The following is a 24,604-nucleotide window of genomic DNA, read 5'->3' on the forward strand; positions in this document are numbered from 1 at the left end:
TCCTAACTCAAAGGCCGTCTGAATAAAAGAAAGGATGTAACCAAATGATGTCGAAGTACAGCGGCCGGATATTGTGCGTTATCGGCTTAGTCTTTGTATGGGGCTGCCAAACCAAACACGCCCCGCGGCCAACCCAAGAATTAGCCGCACTCAGAGCCATGCCCGCACCCACCGAGCAAAGCCTGATCAACCCCGTTAAAGGCCACTCTTTCGACGACAGTTGGCATGCACCGCGCAGCGGCGGCCGCAAACACGAAGGCGTGGATATTTTCGCCAAAACAGGCACGCCGGTACGCAGCACCACCGCAGGCATTGTTACCAAACTCGGCAAAAACCGCTTGGGCGGCAAAGTGATCGGCATACAAGGCCCGGGTGCGTGGCATTACTACGCCCACTTGGACAAATTCGCCAGCCGCAAACTCTACCGCCGCGTGAAAGCGGGCGAAGTGATCGGCTATGTCGGCAAAACCGGCAATGCCAAAAATACCCGCCCGCATCTGCATTACGGCGTTTACCTGCCGGGCGGTGCGGTGAATCCTTATCCGTTGATTGATCAGAGTAGGTAATCTGAATTGGATAAATTTAAGCATTTGAAATAAATATTAGAATAATATAACGGAAGGCCGTCTGAAAATATGTGCGAACCGATAAAACCGTGGTTGGATTTTTCTGAGCAGGTCGAATTATTAAAAACAAGAGGGTTGATTATTGATGATGAAGAGCGGGCGGAAAGATATTTACGCCTCATCGGGTATTATCGGTTGAGCGGCTATTTTCATGTTTTTCGTCAATGGGATAGTCAAGAGCAAATTTTGTTGGATACTTTTCAGCCCGATAGCCATTTTGAGGATGTTTTATCGCTATATCTGTTTGATAAAAAACTGCGTTTATTGGCATTGGATGCTTTGGAACGGATCGAAATGGCTGTGAGGGTGGATATTGTGCATATCTTGGGTAAAAAAGACCCGCTGGCTCATGAAAAACCGGAGTGTTTCGACGGTAAATTTGCCAAAACAATTCAGGCTAATAAAGGTAAGACCAAGTATCAGGAATGGTATGAGCGGTTGGAAGAGCTGGTTAGAAAAGCCCGACAAAGAAAAACATCTTGTGTCGTTCATAATTTGCATAAATACGGGCATTTGCCAATCTGGGCAGTGTGCGGGTTGTGGGACTTTGGTGCGATGTCTCGTTTATACGAGGGGATGAAACAACAAGAGCAAAATATCATTGCTCATAAATATGGTGCATTACATGGCGGAGTATTTGCGAAATGGTTGCGCAGTTTGAATGAAATACGCAATATCGCTGCCCATCATGACCGCTTGTGGAATATCCGTATCGTTCAGCAGGCGGCTCCGATTTCAACAGATGAATATTGGAAAAAACTCGACAATTACCGTCCGTTTTTCTATTTCTGCATTATGCAGCAGATGATGAAAATATTGTGTCCGAACTCCAAATGGGCAGATAGGTTTGATGAGGTGCTGCGTGAATTTCCCGAAGGGGCGGCCAACATCAGCTTGACTGCATTCGGATTGCCGGAAAATTATCGGGAATGGGATTTGTGGAAAAATAAAGGCCACTACATGCAGAAGCAGAGGTAGCAGCCATTTCGAAGTGAATCTTACGCTGAAAAAACCTTTAAAGCAACACAATTTGTTTAAAACCAAATTCAAAAATAAATTTGTTTGAAAAATAAAACTTTGCCCAAGATGCAATGCTTTACCGAAAAGAAAACTTAAAACCAACATGAAACCCTTAAACCTAACCTTCATCTGCCAAACCCTCAACCTCCCGATACCGTCTGACAACCAAACCGTCAAACGCATCGTTACCGACAGCCGCGATATTCAAAGCGGCGATGTCTTTTTCGCACTGGCGGGCGAACGCTTCGATGCGCATGACTTTGTGGCAGACGTATTGGCAAAAGGCGCGGCCGCGGCCGTGGTGTCGCGCGAAGATTGCGCCGCGCTGCCGGGTGCGTTGAAAGTGGCCGATACGCTCAAAGCCCTGCAAGATTTGGCGCGCGCGTGGCGGGAAAATATCAACCCGTTTGTGTTCGGCATCACCGGCTCATCCGGCAAAACCACCGTCAAAGAAATGCTGGCCGCCGTATTGCGCCGCCGTTTCGGCGAAGAGGCCGTGCTGGCGACGGCGGGCAATTTCAACAACCATATCGGCCTGCCGCTCACTCTGCTCAAGCTCACGCCCGCGCACCGTTATGCCGTGATTGAAATGGGCATGAACCACTTCGGCGAGTTGGCCGAGCTCACCCGCATTGCCAAGCCCGATGTCGCGCTCGTCAACAACGCCCTGCGCGCCCATGTCGGCTGCGGTTTCGACGGCGTGGGCGATATTGCCAAAGCCAAAAGCGAGATTTATCAAGGGCTGGATTCAGACGGCCTCGCCCTGATTCCCTGCCAAGACCCGAATGCTGCTGTTTTCCAAGCCGCAACACAAGGTTTGAAATGCCAAACTTTCGGCGCGGAAGAGGGCGGTATCCACGCGGAAAATATCGTGTTGAACCCATTGTCGTGCGAATTTGATTTGGTGTGCGGCAACCAGCGCGCCGCCGTCAAACTGCCCGTGCCCGGCAAACACAACGTCCACAACGCCGTGGCCGCCGCCGCGCTTGCCCAAGCAGCCGGATTGAGCCTGCAAGAAATTTCAGACGGCCTCGCCGGTTTTGCCAACATCAAAGGCCGTCTGAATATCAAAAAAGGCATCAAAGGCACAACCGTGCTCGACGACACCTACAACGCCAACCCCGACAGCATGAAAGCCGCTATCGACGTGCTCGCCCAACTCCCCGCCCCGCGTGTATTCGTGATGGGCGATATGGGCGAACTCGGCGAAGACGAAGCCGCCGCCATGCACGCCGAAGTGGGCGCATACGCACGCAACAAAGGCATCGAAGCGGCCTATTTTGTCGGCAACGACAGTGCGCACGCGGCGGAAACCTTCGGCGGCAACGGCCTGTGGTTCGCCGACAAAGACCCGCTGATTCAAGTGCTGGCACACGATTTGCCGCAAGAGGCGAATGTGTTGGTAAAAGGATCGCGTTTTATGAAGATGGAAGAAGTGGTTGAGGCGTTGGTTAATGAGAGTAAATAAGAAGTAAGCAATTTTAGTTATTTATCACTTTGATTATATTTGTGAAAGGAGTGTTTTGTGGAAGAAACTGTCGAAATCTTAGTTAGTGATTCAAGTTTGCGGCATATGGGTTCTCAATTTGGACATGTTGCAGTTGATATTGACGGAACCGTTTATGGAAGAGCAGTTAGTATTTGGAGTGTTAATCATAAAGTTAACTATATCTTAAGACAGCAGGTAAATATGCGTAGGGACACTTGGGGTTATACACTTGCTGTTACCAAAGCAGAAAAAGATGCAATTTTAAACGAGATACAAAAGCAGAGAAAAGAGAATAAGCCATACAATTTAATTAATAATAGTTGCTCTTCTGCCATGGTAAATGTATTTGGTGTAACCGACATTCTTATTGTTGACCCGCGTTGGAGTTTGGGTGGGATGCTCTCGCCATCAGACATAATGGATGGCTTAAATAAATCTCCTCGAGTAATTAAAAGAAGGATTTATCCTAAAAAATGAAAAAATATTTTTGTATGGCGTTTTTCCTGTTGAGTGCGTGTCATTCACAAGAAATCAAAGTAAAAGCTTTAAGAAATGTACCCGGATATAACAGTACGGATGCTGCTTACAGTATATCTGATACGGGTGAGGTGGACTTGTCAACTGTAGATTTCATGATACCCAAAGGAAGTATCTGTTTTTTAGGTAATGAAAAATATGGAAAAACAGACCGTTTCGTAGAAATTCGTTGTGAAAATGGGCTTAAAGGACTGGTCATTGAAGACGAAGCTTTCAAGCCTGTGGAGTAAATGAATTAGTGAGATATAGCCTAAAAACAGCCTTGGACAGTTATTTTTAAATAAAAGTTTAGGTAAACCATCCAAATGAAGCAATATTTCTGCATGGCGTTTTTCCTGTTGGGTGCGTGCCATTCACAAGAAATCAAAGTAAAAGCGTTAAGAGACATACATGGATATAACAGTACAGATGCGGCTTACAGCCTTGTGGATTTTGTTATTCCCAAAGGAAGTATCTGTTTTTTAGGTAATGAAAAATATGGAAAAACCGATCGGTTTGTCGAAATCCGTTGTGAAAACGGTTTAACAGGGCTGATTATCGAAGATGAAGCTTTTATGCCTTTGGATGAATAGGTAATTAAATTCAAAATCTTAAATATGAACAAAACACTCAAAACCATTATTTTCCTCGTCGCTCTAATGGCCGCTTTTTACGCAGGCATGAAATTCCAAGCCTATGTTTATGATGATTTATGTCTGGATTTGGGCGGCGGAAAACAACCCGGCGGTTATCCGATATGCGTGATGGAGCGCAAAACCGATCAATAAAATGCCTGTCTGAAAACGGATTCGATAATGTTCGAAGCCTTTTCAGACGGCCTGATGAATAAAAACACAAACAAAAAGGAAGTACCTCCATGCTTTTATGGCTAGCCCACTTCAGCGACTGGATTTCTGCGCTGAATATTTTCCAATACACTACATTCCGTGCCGTGATGGCTGCATTGACCGCTTTGGTCTTTTCACTCCTACTCGGCCCGTGGACCATCCGCAAGCTTACCGAGTTGAAAGTCGGCCAGGCCGTGCGCCACGACGGGCCGCAAACCCACCTGATTAAAACCGGTACGCCCACGATGGGCGGCTCGCTGATTCTTACCGCGATCACCGTGTCCACACTGCTGTGGGGCAATCTCGGCAACATCTACATCTGGATTCTGCTGCTGGTGTTATTGGCTACCGGCGCGCTGGGTTTTTACGACGACTGGCGCAAAGTGGTTTATAAAGACCCGAACGGCGTGTCGGCGCGGTTCAAAATGGTGTGGCAATCGGGCGTGGCATTGGCGGCGGGCTTGCTGCTGTTTTATGTGGCGCAGAACTCGGCCAACAATATTCTGATTGTGCCTTTCTTCAAACAAGTCGCCTTGCCGCTGGGCGTGTTCGGCTTTGTGGTGTTGGCTTATTTGACCATCGTCGGCACGTCCAATGCCGTGAACCTTACCGACGGTTTGGACGGCTTGGCCGCTTTCCCCGTGGTGCTGGTGGCGGGCGGTTTAGCGATTTTTGCCTACGCCAGCGGTCACTCCGAATTTGCCGCCTATTTGCAGCAGCCGTATGTGGCGGGCGCGAACGAAGTGGTGATTTTCTGCGCGGCCATGTGCGGCGCATGTTTGGGCTTTTTGTGGTTCAACGCCTACCCCGCGCAAGTGTTTATGGGCGACGTGGGTGCGCTGGCTTTGGGCGCGGCACTCGGCACCGTGGCCGTGATTATCCGCCAAGAGTTCGTGCTGGTGATTATGGGCGGCCTGTTTGTGGTCGAAGCCATTTCCGTGATGCTGCAAGTGAGCTGGTACAAACGCACGAAAAAACGCATTTTCCTGATGGCACCGATTCACCACCATTACGAACAAAAAGGCTGGAAAGAAACGCAGGTGGTGGTGCGTTTTTGGATCATTACCATCGTGTTGGTGCTGATCGGTTTGAGTACGCTGAAGGTGCGTTGAGGCCGTCTGAAAGATCGAGTAATCAAGCATATTTTATGACCATGATCACAGTTTCAGGGGATGGAAATGCTGCAAATCTTGATTTTATTGATATTCGGGAAGTTACAGGATAGTTTTGACAATTACCCGGCATGGAAATGGGCAGTAGGCTATGTGTTGCTGAATGTGATATTAAGCCGGGTCATCGATATCAGCGCATTGCCTGTTTCGATAATAAGTTCCGCTATTTTGGGGCTATATGCTTGGGGTTACTTTGTATTGCTCAGGAGGGTTAGCGATAGCCTCTTATTGTGGCTGGTTATTTTATTGGTGGGCGCATTGTTGCCAATTGTTGCTGCTATTAATGTTGTTCAAGACTTGACCTGATAAGTAAAACGGAATCTTTCACATTGTTATTTAAATTGGATGAGGCGGATGAAAACCCCTCCATTAAGGTATCGACAAAACATGAACTGGCAAAACAAAAAAATCCTAGTCGCCGGCTTGGGCGGCACGGGTGTTTCGATGATTGCGTTTTTGCTGCAGCAGGGCGCACAGGTGGCGGCTTATGATGCCTGTCTGAAAGCCGAACGCGAGGCGGAATTGAAGCAGCGGTTTAACGGCTTAAGCTGTTATACAGGCCGTCTGAAAGATGCTTTGACGCACGGCTTCGATATTCTCGCCCTCAGCCCCGGCATCAGCGAGCGTACGCCTGAAATCGAGGCGTTCAAGCAAAGCGGCGGCGTGGTGTTGGGCGATGTGGAAATTCTGGCGCACGAGTTGAAAGGCAAAAGCGACAAAATCATCGCCATCACCGGCAGCAACGGCAAAACCACCGTAACCAGTTTGGTCGGTTATCTGTGTGAAAAATGCGGGCTGGATACCGTGGTGGCGGGCAATATCGGCACGCCCGTGTTGGAAGCCTATATGCAGCGCGGCGGCAAAGCGGCGGACGTATGGGTGCTCGAGTTATCCAGTTTCCAACTTGAAAACACCGGCCATCTTGCCGCCGATGCCGCGGTGGTGCTGAATATTTCCGAAGACCATCTCGACCGCTACGACGACCTGCTCGACTACGCCCACGCCAAAGACAAAATCTTTCGCGGCCACGGCGTGCAGGTGCTCAATGCCGACGACGTGATGTGCCGCGCCATGAAACGTCCGAACCGCGACGTTAAATGGTTTTCATTGGAAGGACAGGCCGATTATTGGGCAGATGTTCAGGCAGGCCGTCTGAAAGCCGGTGCAAACGATTTGCTGGACACCGCCGCCATTCCCCTGCAAGGCTTGCATAATGCGGCAAACGTGTTGGCGGCTTTGGCTTTGTGCGAAGCCGTCGGCCTGCCGCGAACCGAATTGCTGCAACATATTCAAACCTTTAAAGGCTTGCCGCACCGAGTGGAAAAAGTCGGCGAGAAAAACGGCATCACGTTTATCGACGACAGCAAAGGCACCAATGTCGGTGCCACCGCCGCCGCCATTGCCGGTTTGCAAAGCCCGCTGGTGTTGATTGCGGGCGGGCAGGGCAAAGGGCAGGACTTCACGCCCCTGCGCGCAGCACTGCACAACAAAGCCCGCGCCGTGCTGCTGATCGGTGTGGACGCGCCGCTTATCCGCCGCGATTTGACAGGCTGCGGCGTGGACTTGATTGACTGCGCAACGCTGGAAGAAGCCGTTCAGACGGCCTACAAGCTGGCGCAAAGCGGCGATATTGTTTTGCTCAGCCCGGCTTGCGCGAGCTTCGATATGTTCAAAGGCTATGCGCATCGGGCGCAGGTGTTTGTTGAGGTGTTTGAGGCGTTGTAATCAGGCCGTCTGAAAAGCATCACTGTGAAACCGAATTTTATTTTTTCAGACGGCCTTGAGCAGAATATGAACCGACGTAAAAAATGGCAACGCCGCCTCTTCGCTACGATATGCCTGTTGGCTGCGGTGCTCGATGCAGCGCTGTTTTTGCTGAAGCCGCCGGAAGTATCGGAAGGCGCGGCGGAATCCAAACCCGAAGCGGGCAGCAGCAAACCGCTGCCGTCTGAAGCCGTGATAGACCGATCGGTGGTTTATCAAGAAAAACGCTAGACACGGGCGTATCATGACAGCGAACTGATGAAAATCTATCCTGTGTCGCTGGGTTTCAATCCGGTAGGCCGCAAGCAGTTTGAAGGCGACGGCAAAACGCCCGAAAGTATTTACCGGACAAACAAACGCAATCCGCCGCTGCCGCGCAAGACAAACCGGCGGCGGATTGATTAAAATCCACGGCCTGCCCACCGGCCGAGGTTTTATCGGCCGCCAATATCTGTGCCGCGATTGGGCTGACGGCGGTATTGCCGTTACCGACGGAGAAGTCGGCGAACCTTGCCGCAGCGTCGCACATAACGCCGGAATCAATATTAAACCGTAAGTTTTTTCAGACGGCCTGCTTGACGGGGCCGTCTGAAAACATGAAACAACAGAAATACATCCGAAACCAGAAATATGATTACCGAATCGAAAATCCTAGACCGCAAAATCCTGCGCAGCGGCCATAAAATCGACCAGTCCTTGTTGTGGATGGTGGTGCTGATGGTAACGTTCAGCCTGATGATGATTTATTCCGCCTCCATTGCTTATGCCGCGCACGACGGCGGCGACAAGTGGTTTTACCTCGGCCGCCAAGCCATGTTTTTAAGCGCGGGTGCGTTGTTCGGTCTGCTTGCCGCCAAAATCCCGATGGCCAGATGGAAAAAGATGACGCCACTGATATTGCTGGTCAGTTTGGTGTTATTGGTGGCCGTGTTGGTGGTGGGGCGCGAGATTAACGGTGCGAAACGCTGGATTCATCTGGGGCCGGTCAATTTGCAACCCACCGAAATATTCAAACTGGCGGTGATTCTGTATCTGTCGAGCTTCTTTACCCGCCGTGCCGAAATTCTCAAACAGTTTAAAAAAGTGGGCTTCTCGGCCGTGCCGGTCGGTATCGGCTTGGGCTTGATTATGTTGGAGCCCGACTTCGGTTCGTTTGTGGTGGTAACCGCCGTGGCGATGGGGCTGCTGTTTCTGGCTGGCCTGCCGTGGCGTTGGTTCATGATGATGGTGGGTATCGGTTTGACCAGCATGATAGGGCTGATTGCCGTTGCCCCGTACCGGATGGCGCGGGTGGCGGCATTCCTGAACCCGTGGGAAGACCCGCTCGGCAAAGGTTACCAGCTTACCCATTCGCTGATGGCGATTGCCCGCGGCGAGTGGTTCGGCGTGGGTTTGGGCGCGAGCTTGGAAAAACGCTTCTACCTGCCCGAAGCGCACACCGACTTTATTTTGGCCGTTATCGGCGAAGAGTTCGGTTTTGTCGGTATTTTCGTGCTGATTTTCTGTTATGCGTGGCTGGTGTGGCGTGCGTTTTCTATCGGCAAGCAGGCGCGCGATCTGGAATTGTATTTCGGGGCGTATGTGTCGAAAGGTATCGGTATCTGGCTGGGTATTCAGAGTTTTTTCAACATCGGTGTGAATATCGGTTTGCTGCCGACCAAAGGTTTGACGCTGCCGCTGATGTCTTACGGCGGTTCGGCGGTGATTATCATGTTGGTGTGCATGGCTTTGTTATTGAGGATAGATTATGAAAACCGCTTAAAATTGCGCGGTTATAAAGTAGAAGGATAAAAAATGGCAAGAAAAACATTCATGCTGATGGCGGGGGGCACGGGAGGCCACATTTTTCCGGCATTGGCAGTAGCCGAATCATTACGGGAGTACGGGCATCGTGTGATTTGGCTGGGCAGCGAAGATTCGATGGAAACGCGTATTGTGCCGCAACACAATATTCCGCTGGAAACATTGGCGATTAAAGGTGTGCGCGGTAATGGTTGGAAACGCAAGCTGATGCTGCCGTTTACTTTGTTCAAAACCGTACAGCATGCGTTGCACATTATCAAAAAACACCGCGTGGATTGTGTTATCGGTTTCGGCGGTTTCGTTACTTTTCCGGGAGGAGTGGCGGCGAAGCTGGCCGGTATTCCGATTGTGATTCACGAACAAAATGCCGTGGCGGGGCTGGCAAACAAACAGCTTTCCCGCTGGGCGCGCCGCGTGCTATATGCCTTCCCCAAAGCATTCGATAATCCCGACGGTTTGGTCGGCAATCCGGTGCGTGCCGATATTGCCGCATTGCCCGATCCTGCCGAGCGTTTTGCCGGTCGCGAAGGCCGTCTGAAAATATTGGTGATGGGCGGCAGTTTGGGTGCGGACGTGCTGAACCAAATCGTTCCGCAGGCATTGGCATTGCTGTTGGAAAGCGAACGCCCGCAGATCTATCATCAGGCGGGCCGCAATAAATTGGGCACATTGCAGGCCGACTACGATATTTTGGGCGTGGAGGCCGAGTGCGTGGAGTTTATCGACGACATGGTGTCCGCCTACCGCGATGCCGATCTGGTAATTTGCCGTGCCGGTGCGTTGACGATTGCCGAATTGACCGCCGCCGGTTTGGGAGCGTTGCTGGTGCCATATCCGCATGCGGTAGACGACCACCAAACCGCCAACGCCCGTTTTATGGTGAAGGCCGATGCGGGGCTGTTGCTGCCGCAATCCCAGTTGACTGCCGAGAAGCTGTCGGAAGTATTGTGGGCGTTGAACCGCGAACGCTGTTTGGAGTGGGCGAAAAACGCCCGCACGCTCGCCATGCCGTACAGCGCGGATGATGTGGCGGTAACGGCGATTGCCACCACCATGTAAGGTTTTCAGACGGCCGGTTTCAAACCTGAGGCCGTCTTAAAAAGAGAGCTTCGTGCCTTTCAGACAGCCTCGTTCAGTGTTAAACGCCCTTTACATTAAAATCATGGCGTATATTGCTTCGGGCCTTTAAAATAATGGCTTTTCAGCCTCCGAAAAGGCCGTCTGAAACGGAGCTTCGGGATAATTCCAAATGATGAAAAACAGAGTTAACAACATTCATTTTGTGGGCATCGGCGGCGCAGGTATGAGCGGGATTGCCGAGGTTTTGCACAATCTGGGTTTTAAAGTATCCGGTTCCGATCAGGCCCAAAGCGCGGTAACGCAGCATTTGAGCAGCTTGGGCGTTCGGGTTTATCCCGGCCATACCGCCGAACATGTGGCCGATGCCGATGTGGTGGTTACGTCTACCGCCGTGAAATCCGACAACCCCGAAGTGGTTGCCGCACAAGAGCGCAAGATTCCCGTGATTCCCCGCGCCCTGATGCTGGCGGAGCTGATGCGCTTCCGCGACGGTATTGCCATTGCCGGCACGCACGGCAAAACCACCACCACCAGCCTTACCGCTTCCGTGCTGGCGGCGGCAGGCATGGATCCGACTTTCGTTATCGGCGGTAAACTGACTGCCGCCGGCACCAACGCACGGTTGGGGCGCGGCGAATACCTTGTTGCCGAGGCCGACGAATCCGATGCTTCGTTCCTGCATTTAACGCCCGTGATGTCGGTGGTTACCAATATCGACACCGACCACATGGATACTTACGACCACAGCGTCGAGAAGCTGTATCAGGCGTTTGTTACCTTTATCCACCGCATGCCTTTCTACGGCAAGGCGTTTTTGTGTATCGACAGCGAGCACGTCCGCGCCATCATTCCGCGTATCAGCAAACCTTTCGCCACTTACGGGTTGGATGAATCTGCCGATATTTATGCCACCGATGTGCGCACGGAAGGCACGCAGATGCGCTTTACCGTGCATGTGAAGCAAGACGACATCAAGCCGTTCGAAGTGGTGTTGAACATGCCCGGCCGCCACAATGTGCTGAACGCACTTGCCGCCATCGGCGTGGCATTGGAAGTCGGCGCGTCGGTCGAGGCCATACAGAAAGGATTGCTCGGCTTCGAAGGTGTAGGCCGCCGTTTCCAAAAATACGGTGAAATTGCATTGCCGAACGGAGGAAAAGCCACATTAATCGACGATTACGGCCATCACCCCGTAGAAATGGCCGCTACGTTGGCCGCCGCACGCGGAGCTTATCCGGACAACCGTTTGGTGTTGGCATTCCAACCGCACCGCTATACCCGTACCCGCGATTTGTTTGAAGATTTCGTGAGTGTGCTGAATACCGTCGATACTTTGGTGTTGACCGAAGTATATGCGGCCGGCGAAGACCCGATTATCGCTGCCGACAGCCGCGCATTGGCACGCGCCGTACGGGTGTTGGGCAAGCTCGAGCCGATTTACTGCGAAGATGTCAACGCCTTGCCGGAAACACTGCTGAATGTGTTGAAAGACGGCGACGTATTGCTGACTATGGGCGCAGGCAGCATCAACAAGACCCCGCAGGCTCTGGCGGGTAAGAATATCTGATAACAAACATAACAGGCCGTCTGAAAACCAACAGGCCGTCTGAATAAGAAAGAAGCAAACCATGCAAGAATTTGGCAAAGTTGCCGTATTGATGGGCGGGTTTTCAAGCGAACGCGAAATATCGCTCGACAGCGGAACCGCCATCATTGCCGCGCTGAAAAGCAAAGGCATAGATGCCCATGCATTCGACCCGAAAGAAACCCCGTTGCACGAATTAAAAACGCAAGGTTTTCAGACGGCCTTCAATATCCTGCACGGCACCTTCGGCGAAGACGGTACCGTGCAGGGCGCACTGGAATTATTGGGTATCCCCTATACCGGCAGCGGCGTGATGGCTTCGGCGGTCGGTATGGACAAATACCGCTGCAAACTGATTTGGCAGGCCGTCGGCTTGCCGGTGCCCGAATTTGCCGTGTTGCATGAAGACACTGATTTTGAAGCCGTCGAGCGGCAACTCGGGTTGCCCATGTTTGTGAAACCTGCCGCAGAAGGCAGCAGCGTAGGCGTGGTTAAAGTAAAAGAATCAGGCCGTCTGAAAAATGTTTATCAAGAATTGAAGCACTTTCACGGCGAGATTATTGCCGAACGCTTTATCGGCGGCGGCGAATATTCCTGTCCGGTGATTAACGGCCAAGGCTATCCCAGCATCCGCATTATTCCCGCTACCGAGTTTTACGACTACGAAGCAAAATACAACCGTGACGATACCGTGTATCAATGTCCGTCCGATTTAAGCGAAGAAGACGAGAAACTGATGCGCTCTCTGGCGGCCCGCGGTACGGCAGCGGTCGGTGCCGAGGGCGTATCGCGGGTGGATTTCCTGAAAGATACCGACGGCAAACTGTATTTGCTTGAAATCAATACCTTGCCCGGTATGACCGGCCACAGTTTGGTGCCGAAGTCTGCCGCTCAAACCGGCTTGAGCTTCGCCGATTTATGTGTTGAAATTCTGAAAACTGCTCATGTGGGATAATGCCGGCGCCTTGCGGCGCATTACCCGTTGGTTGATGCTTCTAGTAGTGCTAATACTACTGGGAGCTTTCAGCGTTTGGGTTTACAATTCACCTTATTTTCCGGTAAAGCAAGTTAAAATCGAGGGCGACGTGAAGCGTACCGGCAATAAGCAACTGCAAACCGTTGCTCAAAAATACATACGCGGCAATATTTTAAAAGCCGATTTGAACGGAGCGCAAAGAGCATTCGAACAATTGCCGTGGGTGGCCAAAGTATCGGTGCGCCGCCGTCTGCCGGATACGGTGGAAATCGATTTGGTCGAACGGATACCGGTTGCCCGTTGGAAAGAATCGGGCTTGGTCGACAGTAACGGCAACCTGTTTAAAGCGGCTACCGATGAATCGTTTCCGCTCTTCGAAGGGCAGCCCGGTGCAGCCAAAGTCATGGTAAAACATTACAATGAATTCAGCGCCATACTTAAACCATTGGAGCTGGAAATTGCCAAACTCGAATATACGCCGCGTTCCGCGTGGTCGGTAGAATTGAACAACGGCATCTCCGTGCGTTTGGGGCGAGAACACGAAATCAAACGCCTGCAACGGTTTGCCGAAATCTGGCCGGATATTTTGAGCTCGCAGCAAAGCAACCTGATGTATGTGGATATGCGCTACAAAGACGGTTTTGCTGTGCGTTACCGTAAACAGCAGGAAGAAATAGATGGGCCGTCTGAAAGCAATGTTTCGGAGACGGCAGAAGTACAGAATCAACAGTAAAACAGAAATGAATGGGACATCATGGTAAAAGGCAAATACATCAGTGCATTGGATATCGGCACATCTAAAGTAATCGCATTAATCGGCGAGATACAGGAAGATAACGAAATCCATATCATCGGCTTGGGCCAAGCCCCCTCGCGCGGGTTGAAAGCCGGCATGGTTACCAACATCGATGCAACCGCCCAAGCCATTAAGCAGGCGATGAATGAGGCCGAGTTGATGGCCGATTGCAAAGTGGACAGCGTTACCACCGGCATTGCCGGCAACCATATCCGCAGCCTGAATTCCCAAGGGGTCGTGAAGATTAAAGACGGCGAAGTTACTCAAGCCGATATTGACCGGGCCATTGAAACCGCCAAGGCCGTGAATATCCCGCCCGATCACAACATTCTGCATACTGTGGTTCAAGAATATATCATCGACAACCAACCCGGTGTAAAAGAGCCCATCGGCATGAGCGGCGTGCGTTTGGATACCCGCGTACACATTATCACCGGTGCCATTACCGCCCTGCAAAACATCCAAAAATGCGTTAACCGCTGCGGTTTGCACATGGATCAAATCATGTTGCAGCCTTTGGCAAGCGGGCAGGCCGTCTTAACCGAAGACGAGAAAGATTTGGGCGTGTGCGTGATCGACATCGGCGGCGGCACCACCGATATTGCCGTTTATACCAACGGTGCCATCCGCCATACCGCAGTCATTCCCGTTGCAGGCGACTTGATTACCAAAGATTTGGCGCAAGCTCTGCGCACGCCCCATAATGCCGCCGAATACATCAAAATCCATCACGGCGTGGCCATCGCCACCATGGACGGCTTGGATGAAATGATCGAAGTACCCAGCGTGGGCGACCGCCAACCGCGCCAAATTTCCCGTCGAGTGTTGGCCAGCGTGATCGGCCCGCGTGTGGAAGAAATTTTAGAATTAACCTTAAACGAATTGCGCCGTTCGGGTTTCCCCGAAGAAGTGCTGACTTCGGGCATCGTTTTGACCGGTGGCGCATCGCTGCTTACCGGTATTGTCGATTTGGCCGAAGACGTATTCAACTTGCCTGCACGTATCGGCGTGCCGCAAGAAATGGGCGGTGTTTCCGAGCGTATCCGCAACCCCCGTTATGCGACTGCCATCGGCCTGCTTCAGGCGGCCCGCGGCGAAGTTTACGGTACGCCTGTTACCGGTGCGGTTGCCATCAGAGAACCCAAAGAAAGCCTTTGGGTCAGAATCAGAGATTGGTTGAAAAATAATTTTTAAAATGAACGTAAAAATATAATAAAAATACAAGAAGCCTTTTGCCAGCCGCATCATGCTTCTTATATAATGTCAATTGTTAACATCGTTTTTATTCGTCCTGACGCAGGGCGCAGAGGAGCATATACATGGAATTGGTTTACGACGTCGTGGAATCCGCCGCAAGCCCTGCGGTCATCAAAGTAATCGGTATTGGTGGCGGTGGCTGCAACGCCATCAATAATATGATTTTAAACACCGTTCAAGGTGTGGAATTTATCAGTGCCAATACTGATGCCCAATCTTTGGGTAAAAATAATGCAGCCAAACGTATTCAATTAGGTACCAACCTCACCCGCGGCTTGGGTGCGGGTGCCAATCCCGAAATCGGTCGTGCTGCCGCACAGGAAGACCGTGAAGCCATTGCCGATGCCATTCGCGGTGCCAATATGTTGTTTATTACCACCGGTATGGGTGGCGGTACAGGTACCGGTGCAGCTCCTGTCGTGGCCGAAGTGGCCAAAGAGCTGGGCATTCTGACTGTGGCCGTCGTTACCCGTCCGTTTGGTCATGAAGGCAAACGCGTACATATCGCACAAGAAGGCTTGGATCATCTGAAAAGCCAAGTGGATTCGTTGATCGTGATTCCTAACGACAAACTGATGACTGCTTTAGGTGAAGACGTAACCGTGCGTGAAGCATTCCGTGCCGCCGACAACGTATTGCGTGATGCCGTAGCCGGTATCTCCGAAGTGGTTACCCGCCCCGGCTTCATCAACTTGGACTTTGCCGACGTTAAAAACGTGATGAGCATCATGGGTATGGCGATGATGGGTTCCGGTTTTGCGCAAGGCATCGACCGCGCCCGTTTGGCTACCGAGCAAGCCATTTCCAGCCCTCTATTGGACGATGTTACTTTGGATGGAGCGCGCGGCGTATTGGTAAACATCACTACCGCTCCCGGCTGCCTGAAAATGTCTGAATACCGCGAAATCATGAAAGTGGTTGACGAATATGCCCATCCGGATGCCGAACGTAAATACGGTACTGCCGAAGATGAAAACATGGAAGAAGATGCTATCCGCGTTACCATTATCGCTACCGGTTTGAAAGAGAATAACGGAGTTTCTTCCGGCAGCAATTTGCGCATGGTAAAAACCCAGCAGGCTACCGGTACCGACGACGGATTCCCGAATATTGACAGTTTGATCCGCTCAGGCCGCAGTACGCGCAGCATGAATTTAACCGCTTCAGATTTCTCAAACCAATCTGTGTTGGATGATTTTGAGATTCCTGCAATTCTGCGTCGCCAAGCAGATTAATAAGTCTTTTAAAACGGTTTAGGCCGTCTGGAAAAAAACCTGCAATTTTGCTGGTTTTTTTCCAGACGGCCTTTTGATAGATCAGTCAGGCCGAGACCTTTGCAAAATATTTAATTAATGATATTTAACACATAATATTGCTTTTAACAGTCCATACCGATTAAAAACATCTTAAATCTGCTTAATTTTGTAAGCAAATTTAAGAGGTTTTTCATTTCGGCAATTTTATTTGGCAGAATATTTTAGTAACGTATGTTATTGTAAAGGTCTCAGGCCGGGAAATTACAAATAGAACTTCTCAACCACTTTCAAATGATCGTCTAATTTGTATACTAGCGGCTGGCCGGTCGGGATTTCCACACCCATAATATCTTCATCGGAAATGCCTTCGATATGTTTTACCAACGCACGCAGGCTATTGCCGTGAGCGGCCACTAATACGCGTTTTCCACTCAAAATGGCGGGAGCGATTTGATTTTCCCAGAAAGGCAATACGCGCTCAAGGGTTACTTTCAGGTTTTCGCCATCCGGTACAACATCATCCGGTAAATTGGCATAGCGGCGATCGTTGCGGGCGGAAAATTCGTCGTTCGGATCAAGAAGCGGGGGCAGGGTGTCGTAACTGCGTCGCCAGATATGTACTTGTTCATCACCATATTTTTCGGCAGTTTGTTTTTTATCCAAACCTTGGAGTTGGCCGTAATGGCGCTCGTTCAAACGCCAAGTCTTGATTTGCGGCACCCATAACTGGTCAGATTCTTCCAGTACGATATTGCAGGTTTTGATGGCACGGGTTAAAACCGAAGTAAATGCAATGTCAAACTGATAGCCTTTTTCTTTCAGTTTTTTACCCGCAGCAGCTGCCTCGGCCAAACCTTGCTCGCTCAGTTTAACGTCCCGCCAACCGGTAAAGAGGTTTTTGGCATTCCATTCGCTTTGCCCGTGGCGGATAAATACTAATTCCATCATGTCGCTCCGAAATAAAGGTTTAGAAAGCTGTCTTTATAACATATTTCATGTGTGTCGTCGCATGTTGCAAGAGTGCATTTGAGCCATATTAAATTTCAAGGCCGTCTGAAAATTCAGACGGCCTTTCTTTTTACCTTATCTTGATTATCCGGCAATAAAATCCAAACCGATATCCAAAGCACGGCTGCTGTGCGTCAGATAACCCAGCGCGATAAAGTCCACGCCCGTTGCCGCCACTTCGCGCAAACGGTTGAATTTAATCCCGCCGGACGCTTCGCAACGCGCCCGTCCGCAACACATGGCTACGGCTTGTTTCAACGTTTCATTGTCCATATTGTCGAGCAACACCAAATCCGCACCGCCGGCCAAAGCCTGCTCCAGTTGTTCCAGCGTATCCACTTCCACTTCAACGGGAATCAGATGACCGGCAAGCTGTTTGGCGCGCTTTACCGTTTCCATGAGGCCGCCTGAATAAATCAAATGGTTGTCTTTAATCAGAATGGCATCGTCCAAGCCCATGCGGTGATTGCAACCGCCGCCTGCCCGCACCGCGTATTTTTGCAGGGTACGCAAACCGGGAATGGTTTTGCGGCTACAGGTAATGTGTGTCGGATAATCTTTGATTTCGGCAACGGCGGCGGCGGTCATGCTGGCAATGCCGCTCAAATGGGTGAGATAGTTGAGGGCGGTGCGTTCGGCGGTAAGCAAAGCATGCGCCGAACCTTTAACCGTCGCCAGCACCTGTCCGGCCAAAATATTCGCCCCGTCTGCAGCCAAAGCCTGAAACATAATCGAAGCATCGGTTTCGGCAAATGCCAGTCTTGCCAAATCCATACCGGCCAATATGCCGTTCTCGCGGCTCACGATTGCCAATTCGGCCTGCATCCCCGCAGAAATCACCGCCGCGGAAGTGATGTCGCCGCGCCGCCCCAAGTCTTCCGACAAGGCCTCCCGAACTAACGGTTTCAACAATACATCGGGCAGAGGAAACAGCAAAGGCGACACGGCAGCGGTCTGCATAAGGTTCTCCATACAATTCGGTTATTTGCGCAACGGCAGTTTGATGTCGGAAATCGGGCTTTCCAACAAAATGTTGTCTTTAAATCGATAAAGTTGTGCCGGACGGCCGATACTGCTTACGGTATTGCCCGGCACAGGTTCGATCAAGTCTTGATGCTTGATCTGGCGGCGGAAATTCTGTTTGTGCAGCCTGAGCCCGATTAAGGCCTCGATGCTTTGCTGCAACTGCAACAGGGTAAATTGCGGCGGCAGCAATTCGTAAATAATCGGGCGGTATTTGATTTTGGCGCGCAGACGCGACATGGCGGTGGCCAATACGCGCCGGTGGTCATGTGCCATCGCTTTGCCCGTTAAGTTCAAATCAAACCCTGCCGCCGGCTCGGGTGATTCGTGAATCAGCCCTGATTCATACAGCAATTCGTAACGTAACAAAACGTATTCCTCCGACCACTCGTAAGGTTCCAATCCCCAACACAAATTCATACGGTTCAGGCGCTCCCGCCGTGTGGCTTCGGTGTCGGCGGTATTCGCCCAACGGCGGATATGCTGCACGATATGGGCGATAATTTGTTCATGATCGGGGTGGCAGGTGTTTTCCCGAGGGAAATAGGCATACCAATCGCACCATCTGGCCGTATCACTCAAAATATTTTCATTTGCTTCGCGCACCAAGCCCAAATAGCTCACATACAGCACGGGCAGGCCTTGTCCGTTTTTGCAGTTGGTGTCGAGAAAAGTGTAAAGCTGTTCCACATAGCCCATCGGTTGCCCGGTTTTCTTTGCCACCCACACGCGCACACCCGCTTGAAGCGAACGGTGTACCGGCAGCAACGGGCCGTTGAGCAACAAGTTGCCGTTATCAACGGTAAGCACACGCGGCTGTCCGTCGGTTACAGCAATCAAGACTGCCACCAGTTCCACCAGACCTTCAGTGTTGCCGTCTGTCTCGGGAAATGAATCCATCCGCTCTGATCCGATTATTGGTTAAAGCCTTATTTTAACGTATATCGTTGCATGGCTTTCGTAACACTTTTCGTATGGTGCGTTTTTACTGCACGGCTTCCGCTTGTTTATTATACTCAATATGAGCATAATATAAAAAAGAAATTCACCCGACAAGGAGGAACCTTGCCATGCAAACCGGCCAATACCGCGCTTTCGACTATGATGCGCCGTTGTCGAACCAGCCCTCTTCCGCCTGCCAAATCCGCCAAGCATGGGCGCGTGTGCCCGAGCCTTTGTCCCATGAAGCCACAGGCCGTCTGAAAAACGAAATCGGCGATTTATTGGAGCAGCACAATGCCGTGTTGGTGGCGCATTATTATGTTGATCCGCTGATTCAGGATTTGGCTTTGGAAACGGGCGGCTGCGTGGGCGATTCGTTGGAAATGGCGCGTTTCGGTGCGGAACATCCTGCGCAAACGCTGGTAGTGGCCGGCGTACGTTTCATGGGCGAGAGCGCCAAAATCCTCAGCCCCGAAAAAACCGTGTTGATGCCGGATTTGGAAGCGGAATGTTCTTTGGATTTGGGTTGTCCGGCCGATGAATTCGCCGAGTTTTGCGATCAACATCCGGACCGCACGGTGGTGGTGTATGCAAACACTTCCGCCGCCGTTAAAGCGCGTGCCGATTGGGTGGTTACTTCTTCGATTGCCTTGGAAATCGCCACGCATTTGCATCAGCAAGGCAAAAAGCTGATTTGGGGTCCCGACCGCCATTTGGGCGAATACATCCGCAAAGAAACCGGCGCGGACATGCTGCTGTGGCAAGGTTCGTGCATTGTGCACAACGAATTTAAAACGTCCGAACTGGCCGCCCTCAAAGCCAAGCATCCCGAAGCCGTGGTGTTGGTGCACCCCGAATCTCCGTCGGGTGTTACCGAGCTGGGCGATGTAGTCGGCTCGACCAGCAAGCTGTTGAAAGCCGCGATCGAGCGGCCGGAACAGACCTTTATCGTGGCCACCGACTTGGGCATTCTGCATGAAATGCGAAAACATGCCCCGCATAAAACCTTTATCGCCGCGCCCACCGCAGGCAACAGCGCCACCTGCAAAAGCTGCGCGTTCTGCCCGTGGATGGCGATGAACTCGCTGCAAGGTATCCGCAACGCGCTGGAAAACAAAAACGGGGAAATCCTGCTGGACGAGCAGCTGGGCAAAGCCGCCAAACTGCCGCTTGACCGCATGTTGAATTTTGCCGCCGCCTTAAAACAACCCAAACAAAACCCTTTCAACGGAATCGGACCTGCATAATGAACACCGAATGGGACGTTATCATCGCCGGCAACGGCTTGGCCGCCTTAACGCTGGCACTCTCGCTGCCTGAAAGCTGCCGCATTGCCGTTTTGTGCAAAAACCGCCTGCCACACAGCGCCAGCAGCCATGCACAGGGCGGGATTGCGGCGGTTTTGTATGATCCCGACACGCTGGAAAAGCATGTGGCCGACACCTTAACCGCCGGAGCGGGGTTGTGCGATGAAACGGCGGTGCGCGACATTTTGGCGCAAGGCGGGCAAGCGATTGAATGGCTGCTGCAATTCGGCGTGCCGTTCGACCGAAATTCAGACGGCCTGCTGCATTTAACCCGCGAAGGCGGCCACAGCATGCGTCGCATCGCCCATATTGCCGACCACACCGGCAAAGCGGTGATGGAAAACCTGCATCACGCCTTGTGCAACCGAGCCAATATCCATGTGTTTGAACGCCATATAGCGCTGGACGTTTTGAAAAATCCCGAAGGCGCGGCCTGCGGCTTGCGCGTGTTGTCGCAAGAAAACGGCCAGACAGCCGAATGGCATGCCCGCTATACCGTGTTGGCCGGCGGCGGCTTGGGGCAGATTTATCCGCACACCACCACCCCGCCGGAATGCACGGGCGACAGCATCGCCATGGCTTTGCGTGCCGGCTGCACCATAGAAAACGCCGAGTTTATCCAATTCCACCCCACCGGCTTGGCTTTGCTGCATAAAACAGACGGGCGGACTTTTCTGATTTCCGAAGCCGTTCGCGGCGAAGGCGGCGTGTTGCGCAATCAGCAAGGCGAACGCTTTATGCTGGGTCAACATCCTTTGGCCGAACTGGCACCGCGAGATATCGTCGCCCGCGCCATTGCCCGAGAAATCGCCAAGCAAAGCGAACCGTTTGTGCGGCTCGACATCAGCCACCGACCGGCAGAATTTGTCCGCAGCCATTTCCCCAGCATTTACGCCCACTGTTTGGCAAACGGCATCGACATCACCCGCGAAGCCATGCCCGTTTGCCCCGTGCAACATTACACCTGCGGCGGCGTGGCCACCGACACTTGCGGCAGAACCCAAATCGCCAACCTGTTCTGCTTGGGCGAAGCCGCCTGCACCGGCCTGCACGGAGCCAACCGCTTGGCCAGCAATTCGCTGCTGGAATGCGTAGTCATGGCGCACAAAGCGGCGGAACGGATAGAGAAGGGCGGAAAACAGATTTTGTTGAAACGCACCGAGCCAAGCGTTCACACACCGGCAAATCCGCCCTCAAACCTGCCCGTATTCAGCCGCGAAAATCTGCATAAACTAACTGCATCCTGCTTGGGCATTTTGCGCAATCATAACGGCTTGGCTGACGCACAGGCCGTCTTAAACGCTTGGCTGAACACCTTACCCGAACCGCAAACCGCACGGGAATACGAAGACCGCAATCTGCTGCTGTGCGCCAAAGCCGTGGCCGATGCCGCCGTGTTGTGCGACCGTAATGTCGGTGCACACTTCAACATAGACCTGCCAAGCTGAAACCATGTTTTCCCATCCGTTGTTGCTTATGAGCCGAAGGCCGTCTGAATTTTCAGACGGCCTTTTTTCCTCTGCTTTTTAACAATCGGCAATTCCCAATAAAATCAAAACCGCCGCTTGAAAAATGCACAAATTGAAAAGCAAAAATCGATATAGCCATATAACAAAAAAGTCGTTATCACATTTAGTGGCCTTGATTTATCATTCGTAATGGCAGGGTGTCTGAAAATATATTTATTAAAATTATTCATACAAACCGTTCAAATTTATCGTTTGCGTCATGCAATAAAAGCATTCAAGATGTAACCATCCAATTAATATCTGATTGATATCCGTTAAACAGGAGAAGTTATGAACACATTTCATCTGTCCGGCTACCCGCGCATCGGTGCGAAGCGCGAGCTGAAATTTGCCGTTGAAGCCTTTTGGAAAGGCGCGAAAAGCGAAGCCGAGCTGCAAGAAGTTGCCGCCGAAATCCGCCGCCTGAACTGGGTGACCCAAAAAGCCGCCGGTGCCGATTTGCTGCCCGTGGGCGATTTTTCTTTCTACGACCACGTTTTGGACCTGCTCTGCACTTTGGGCGCGATTCCCAAGCGTTTCGGTTTCGACGCGGCTAATCTGACCCTGCCCGAATATTTCCAACTGGCGCGCGGCAACGCCACCCAGTTTGCAATGGAAATGACCAAATGGTTCGACACCAACTACCACTACATCGTACCCGAGTGGCACGCCGACACCGAATTCAAAGTCAACGCCAAAAATCTGATTGCCCAAATCAAAGAAGCCAAAGCGCAAGGCCATGACATCAAGCCTACTTTGGTCGGCCCGCTGACTTTGTTGTGGTTGGGTAAAAAGAAAGAAGAATTCGGCTGCCGCGTAGCCACCCTGTTGCCGAAACTGCTGCCCGCTTATGCACAACTGTTGCGCGAACTGGCCGCCGAAGGTGTGGATTGGATTCAAATCGACGAGCCGATTTTGGCCGTTGACGCGCCCAAACCTTATCTCGACGCTTTCTCCGCCGTGTACAAAGAACTGGCCAACACCGGCGTGCGCATCATCATCGGCACCTACTTTGCGACCGTAGCCGAGCATCTGAACCTGCTGAAAGCCCTGCCGGTACACGGCGTGCACATCGACTGCGTGCGCGCACCCGAGCAACTCGCCGTATTCGCCGACGCATGGCCGGAAAACAAAGTATTGTCTGTCGGCCTGATTGACGGCCGCAACGTATGGCGTGCCAACCTCTCCAAAGTGATCGACACTTTGGAACCGGTAAAAGCCAAGCTGGGCAACAACTTGTGGATCGCCCCTTCCTGCTCGCTGCTACACAGCCCGCAAGACTTGGCCGTGGAAGAAAAACTGGACAGCGAAATCAAATCTTGGATGGCCTTTGCCGCACAAAAACTGGTTGAGCTGGGCGTAGTCAAACAAGCCTTGGCACACGGCAAAGACAGCGTGAAAGACGCGATTGCCGCTTCCGATGCCGCCGCAGCCGACCGCGCCACCAACAAAAAAATCCACAACGATGCCGTAAAAGCACGCGTCGCCAACCTGCCCAAAGGCGCCGATCAACGCAAATCACCGTTTGCCGAGCGCATCAAAGCACAACAGGCTTGGATGAACCTGCCCGTATTGCCGACCACTACCATCGGTTCGTTCCCGCAAACCACCGAAATCCGCCAAGCCCGCGCCGCCTTCAAAAAAGGCGAACTCTCCGCAGCCGATTACGATGCAGCGATGAAAAAAGAAATCGCCTACTGCGTGGAAGTACAGGAAAAATTGGAGCTGGACGTACCGGTACACGGCGAAGCCGAGCGTAACGACATGGTGGAATACTTCGGCGAGCAACTGGCCGGCTACTGCTTCACCCAATTCGGTTGGGTACAAAGCTACGGCTCACGCTGCGTGAAACCGCCCATCATCTTCGGCGATGTTTCCCGCCCGAACCCGATGACCGTTTACTGGTCTTCCTACGCCCAAACCCTGACCAAACGCCCGATGAAAGGCATGCTTACCGGCCCGGTAACCATGTTTAAATGGTCGTTTGTGCGCGACGACATTCCGTTGAGCGAAGTCGCCAAACAAATCGCCTTGGCCTTGAACGACGAAGTGTTGGATTTGGAAAAAGCCGGCATCAAAGTGATTCAAATCGACGAACCCGCCATCCGCGAAGCCATGCCGCTGAAAAAAGCACAATGGGACGAATACCTCGCATGGGCCTGCGAATCTTTCCGCCTGTCGTCCACCGGCGCGGAAGACAGCACCCAAATCCACACCCACATGTGCTACTCGGAGTTTAACGATATCCTGCCCGCCATTGCCTCTATGGATGCCGACGTGATCACCATCGAAACTTCACGCTCCGACATGGAATTGCTCACCGCATTCGGCGACTTCAAATACCCGAACGACATCGGCCCGGGCGTGTACGACATCCACAGCCCGCGCGTGCCGACCACCGCCGAGGTGGAAAAACTGCTGCGCAAAGCCATGGAAGTGGTACCGGTCGAGCGCTTGTGGGTCAACCCCGACTGCGGCCTGAAAACCCGCGGCTGGAAAGAAACCATCGAGCAGCTTGAAGTAATGATGGAAGTAACCAAAAAACTGCGTAGCGAGCTAGCTGCCAAATAAAGCCAAGTCTGTGAAATAGAGAAGTGAGGCCGTCTGAAAAAGTTTTCAGACGGCCTT

The 24,604-nt window shown here is 51.9% G+C and carries 26 protein-coding genes; 23 read left to right on the top strand and 3 right to left on the bottom strand.

Translation table 11 applies throughout. From position 1 onward, the window contains the following. The first annotated feature begins 44 nt into the window (after positions 1 to 44). The 20 genes from Q0X97_RS05120 (at position 45) to ftsZ (ending at position 16,167) form a co-directional block, all read left to right on the top strand. Entirely contained in the window at positions 45 to 566 is a 522-nt protein-coding gene (locus tag Q0X97_RS05120; RefSeq protein ID WP_302066290.1) for a M23 family metallopeptidase, read from the top strand. Between the two features lie 93 nt (positions 567 to 659). Continuing rightward, a complete protein-coding gene (locus tag Q0X97_RS05125) occupies positions 660 to 1,604 on the top strand; it encodes an Abi family protein (RefSeq protein ID WP_302067683.1) in 945 nt (314 codons plus the stop codon). A gap of 145 nt (positions 1,605 to 1,749) precedes the next feature. Then, complete coding sequence (murF, locus tag Q0X97_RS05130; RefSeq protein WP_302066288.1) at positions 1,750 to 3,114, top strand: UDP-N-acetylmuramoyl-tripeptide--D-alanyl-D-alanine ligase; 1,365 nt, start codon at positions 1,750 to 1,752, stop codon at positions 3,112 to 3,114. 57 nt (positions 3,115 to 3,171) lie between these two features. Next, a complete protein-coding gene (locus Q0X97_RS05135; RefSeq protein ID WP_302066287.1) occupies positions 3,172 to 3,612 on the top strand; it encodes a DUF4105 domain-containing protein in 441 nt (146 codons plus the stop codon). Next, the gene (locus Q0X97_RS05140) at positions 3,609 to 3,902 is read left to right on the top strand and encodes a DNA mismatch repair protein MutS (RefSeq protein WP_244740337.1); all 294 of its coding nucleotides are present in this window, start codon (positions 3,609 to 3,611) and stop codon (positions 3,900 to 3,902) included. Before Q0X97_RS05135 ends, Q0X97_RS05140 begins: the two co-directional genes overlap by 4 nt. Positions 3,903 to 3,977: 75 nt before the next feature. Then, the gene (locus tag Q0X97_RS05145; RefSeq protein WP_244740335.1) at positions 3,978 to 4,244 is read left to right on the top strand and encodes a DNA mismatch repair protein MutS; all 267 of its coding nucleotides are present in this window, start codon (positions 3,978 to 3,980) and stop codon (positions 4,242 to 4,244) included. 24 nt (positions 4,245 to 4,268) lie between these two features. Then, positions 4,269 to 4,439: a hypothetical protein gene (locus tag Q0X97_RS05150; protein ID WP_244740333.1), complete on the top strand. Its 171-nt coding sequence runs from the start codon at positions 4,269 to 4,271 to the stop codon at positions 4,437 to 4,439. A gap of 89 nt (positions 4,440 to 4,528) precedes the next feature. Beyond that, complete coding sequence (gene mraY, locus Q0X97_RS05155) at positions 4,529 to 5,611, top strand: phospho-N-acetylmuramoyl-pentapeptide-transferase (RefSeq protein WP_244740330.1); 1,083 nt, start codon at positions 4,529 to 4,531, stop codon at positions 5,609 to 5,611. Between the two features lie 66 nt (positions 5,612 to 5,677). After that, positions 5,678 to 5,977, top strand: a complete 300-nt coding sequence (locus Q0X97_RS05160; RefSeq protein ID WP_302066286.1) for a hypothetical protein — start codon at positions 5,678 to 5,680, stop codon at positions 5,975 to 5,977. An 81-nt stretch (positions 5,978 to 6,058) separates the two neighbouring features. Further along, on the top strand, positions 6,059 to 7,396 hold the full coding sequence (gene murD / locus Q0X97_RS05165) for a UDP-N-acetylmuramoyl-L-alanine--D-glutamate ligase (protein WP_302066285.1): 1,338 nt from the start codon (positions 6,059 to 6,061) through the stop codon (positions 7,394 to 7,396). 24 nt (positions 7,397 to 7,420) lie between these two features. Continuing rightward, positions 7,421 to 7,666 carry a hypothetical protein gene (locus tag Q0X97_RS05170; RefSeq protein ID WP_302066284.1) on the top strand — a complete coding sequence of 82 codons (246 nt, stop codon included), beginning with the start codon at positions 7,421 to 7,423 and terminating at the stop codon, positions 7,664 to 7,666. Between the two features lie 27 nt (positions 7,667 to 7,693). Continuing rightward, positions 7,694 to 7,840, top strand: a complete 147-nt coding sequence (locus tag Q0X97_RS05175) for a hypothetical protein (protein ID WP_302066283.1) — start codon at positions 7,694 to 7,696, stop codon at positions 7,838 to 7,840. Beyond that, a complete protein-coding gene (locus Q0X97_RS05180; protein WP_302066282.1) occupies positions 7,833 to 7,991 on the top strand; it encodes a hypothetical protein in 159 nt (52 codons plus the stop codon). The genes Q0X97_RS05175 and Q0X97_RS05180 overlap by 8 nt, the downstream gene beginning before the upstream one ends. A gap of 74 nt (positions 7,992 to 8,065) precedes the next feature. Continuing rightward, positions 8,066 to 9,226 carry a putative lipid II flippase FtsW gene (gene ftsW, locus Q0X97_RS05185; RefSeq protein ID WP_302066281.1) on the top strand — a complete coding sequence of 387 codons (1,161 nt, stop codon included), beginning with the start codon at positions 8,066 to 8,068 and terminating at the stop codon, positions 9,224 to 9,226. 3 nt (positions 9,227 to 9,229) lie between these two features. Next, positions 9,230 to 10,297, top strand: a complete 1,068-nt coding sequence (murG, locus tag Q0X97_RS05190) for an undecaprenyldiphospho-muramoylpentapeptide beta-N-acetylglucosaminyltransferase (protein WP_302066280.1) — start codon at positions 9,230 to 9,232, stop codon at positions 10,295 to 10,297. 190 nt (positions 10,298 to 10,487) lie between these two features. Further along, entirely contained in the window at positions 10,488 to 11,885 is a 1,398-nt protein-coding gene (gene murC / locus Q0X97_RS05195; RefSeq protein WP_302066279.1) for a UDP-N-acetylmuramate--L-alanine ligase, read from the top strand. 61 nt (positions 11,886 to 11,946) lie between these two features. Beyond that, on the top strand, positions 11,947 to 12,858 hold the full coding sequence (locus tag Q0X97_RS05200) for a D-alanine--D-alanine ligase (protein WP_302066278.1): 912 nt from the start codon (positions 11,947 to 11,949) through the stop codon (positions 12,856 to 12,858). Next, a complete protein-coding gene (locus Q0X97_RS05205) occupies positions 12,848 to 13,612 on the top strand; it encodes a cell division protein FtsQ/DivIB (RefSeq protein ID WP_302066277.1) in 765 nt (254 codons plus the stop codon). Before Q0X97_RS05200 ends, Q0X97_RS05205 begins: the two co-directional genes overlap by 11 nt. A gap of 21 nt (positions 13,613 to 13,633) precedes the next feature. Further along, positions 13,634 to 14,869 carry a cell division protein FtsA gene (gene ftsA, locus Q0X97_RS05210; RefSeq protein WP_302066276.1) on the top strand — a complete coding sequence of 412 codons (1,236 nt, stop codon included), beginning with the start codon at positions 13,634 to 13,636 and terminating at the stop codon, positions 14,867 to 14,869. A 125-nt stretch (positions 14,870 to 14,994) separates the two neighbouring features. After that, entirely contained in the window at positions 14,995 to 16,167 is a 1,173-nt protein-coding gene (gene ftsZ / locus Q0X97_RS05215; RefSeq protein WP_302066275.1) for a cell division protein FtsZ, read from the top strand. Positions 16,168 to 16,449: 282 nt separating this feature from the next. On the opposite strand, the gene Q0X97_RS05220 is transcribed toward ftsZ, so the two are convergent. The 3 genes from Q0X97_RS05220 to Q0X97_RS05230 all read right to left on the bottom strand — a co-directional run bounded on the left by Q0X97_RS05220 (position 16,450) and on the right by Q0X97_RS05230 (position 19,119). Next, complete coding sequence (locus Q0X97_RS05220) at positions 16,450 to 17,133, bottom strand: 2,3-diphosphoglycerate-dependent phosphoglycerate mutase (protein WP_302066392.1); 684 nt, start codon at positions 17,131 to 17,133, stop codon at positions 16,450 to 16,452. Positions 17,134 to 17,280: 147 nt separating this feature from the next. Further along, positions 17,281 to 18,156, bottom strand: a complete 876-nt coding sequence (gene nadC / locus Q0X97_RS05225; protein ID WP_302066274.1) for a carboxylating nicotinate-nucleotide diphosphorylase — start codon at positions 18,154 to 18,156, stop codon at positions 17,281 to 17,283. A gap of 21 nt (positions 18,157 to 18,177) precedes the next feature. Beyond that, on the bottom strand, positions 18,178 to 19,119 hold the full coding sequence (locus Q0X97_RS05230) for a hypothetical protein (protein WP_302066273.1): 942 nt from the start codon (positions 19,117 to 19,119) through the stop codon (positions 18,178 to 18,180). Positions 19,120 to 19,289: 170 nt separating this feature from the next. Between Q0X97_RS05230 and nadA the strand changes: the two genes are divergently transcribed. The 3 genes from nadA to metE all read left to right on the top strand — a co-directional run bounded on the left by nadA (position 19,290) and on the right by metE (position 24,547). Further along, positions 19,290 to 20,408 carry a quinolinate synthase NadA gene (gene nadA / locus Q0X97_RS05235; protein ID WP_302066272.1) on the top strand — a complete coding sequence of 373 codons (1,119 nt, stop codon included), beginning with the start codon at positions 19,290 to 19,292 and terminating at the stop codon, positions 20,406 to 20,408. Next, positions 20,408 to 21,916: an L-aspartate oxidase gene (nadB, locus tag Q0X97_RS05240; protein ID WP_302066271.1), complete on the top strand. Its 1,509-nt coding sequence runs from the start codon at positions 20,408 to 20,410 to the stop codon at positions 21,914 to 21,916. Before nadA ends, nadB begins: the two co-directional genes overlap by 1 nt. A 351-nt stretch (positions 21,917 to 22,267) precedes the next feature. Continuing rightward, positions 22,268 to 24,547, top strand: coding sequence for a 5-methyltetrahydropteroyltriglutamate--homocysteine S-methyltransferase (gene metE, locus Q0X97_RS05245; protein WP_302066270.1), 2,280 nt, complete (start codon positions 22,268 to 22,270; stop codon positions 24,545 to 24,547). Positions 24,548 to 24,604: the final 57 nt, after the last annotated feature.

The organism is Neisseria sp. MVDL19-042950 (assembly GCF_030504625.1).
Lineage (GTDB): Bacteria > Pseudomonadota > Gammaproteobacteria > Burkholderiales > Neisseriaceae > Neisseria.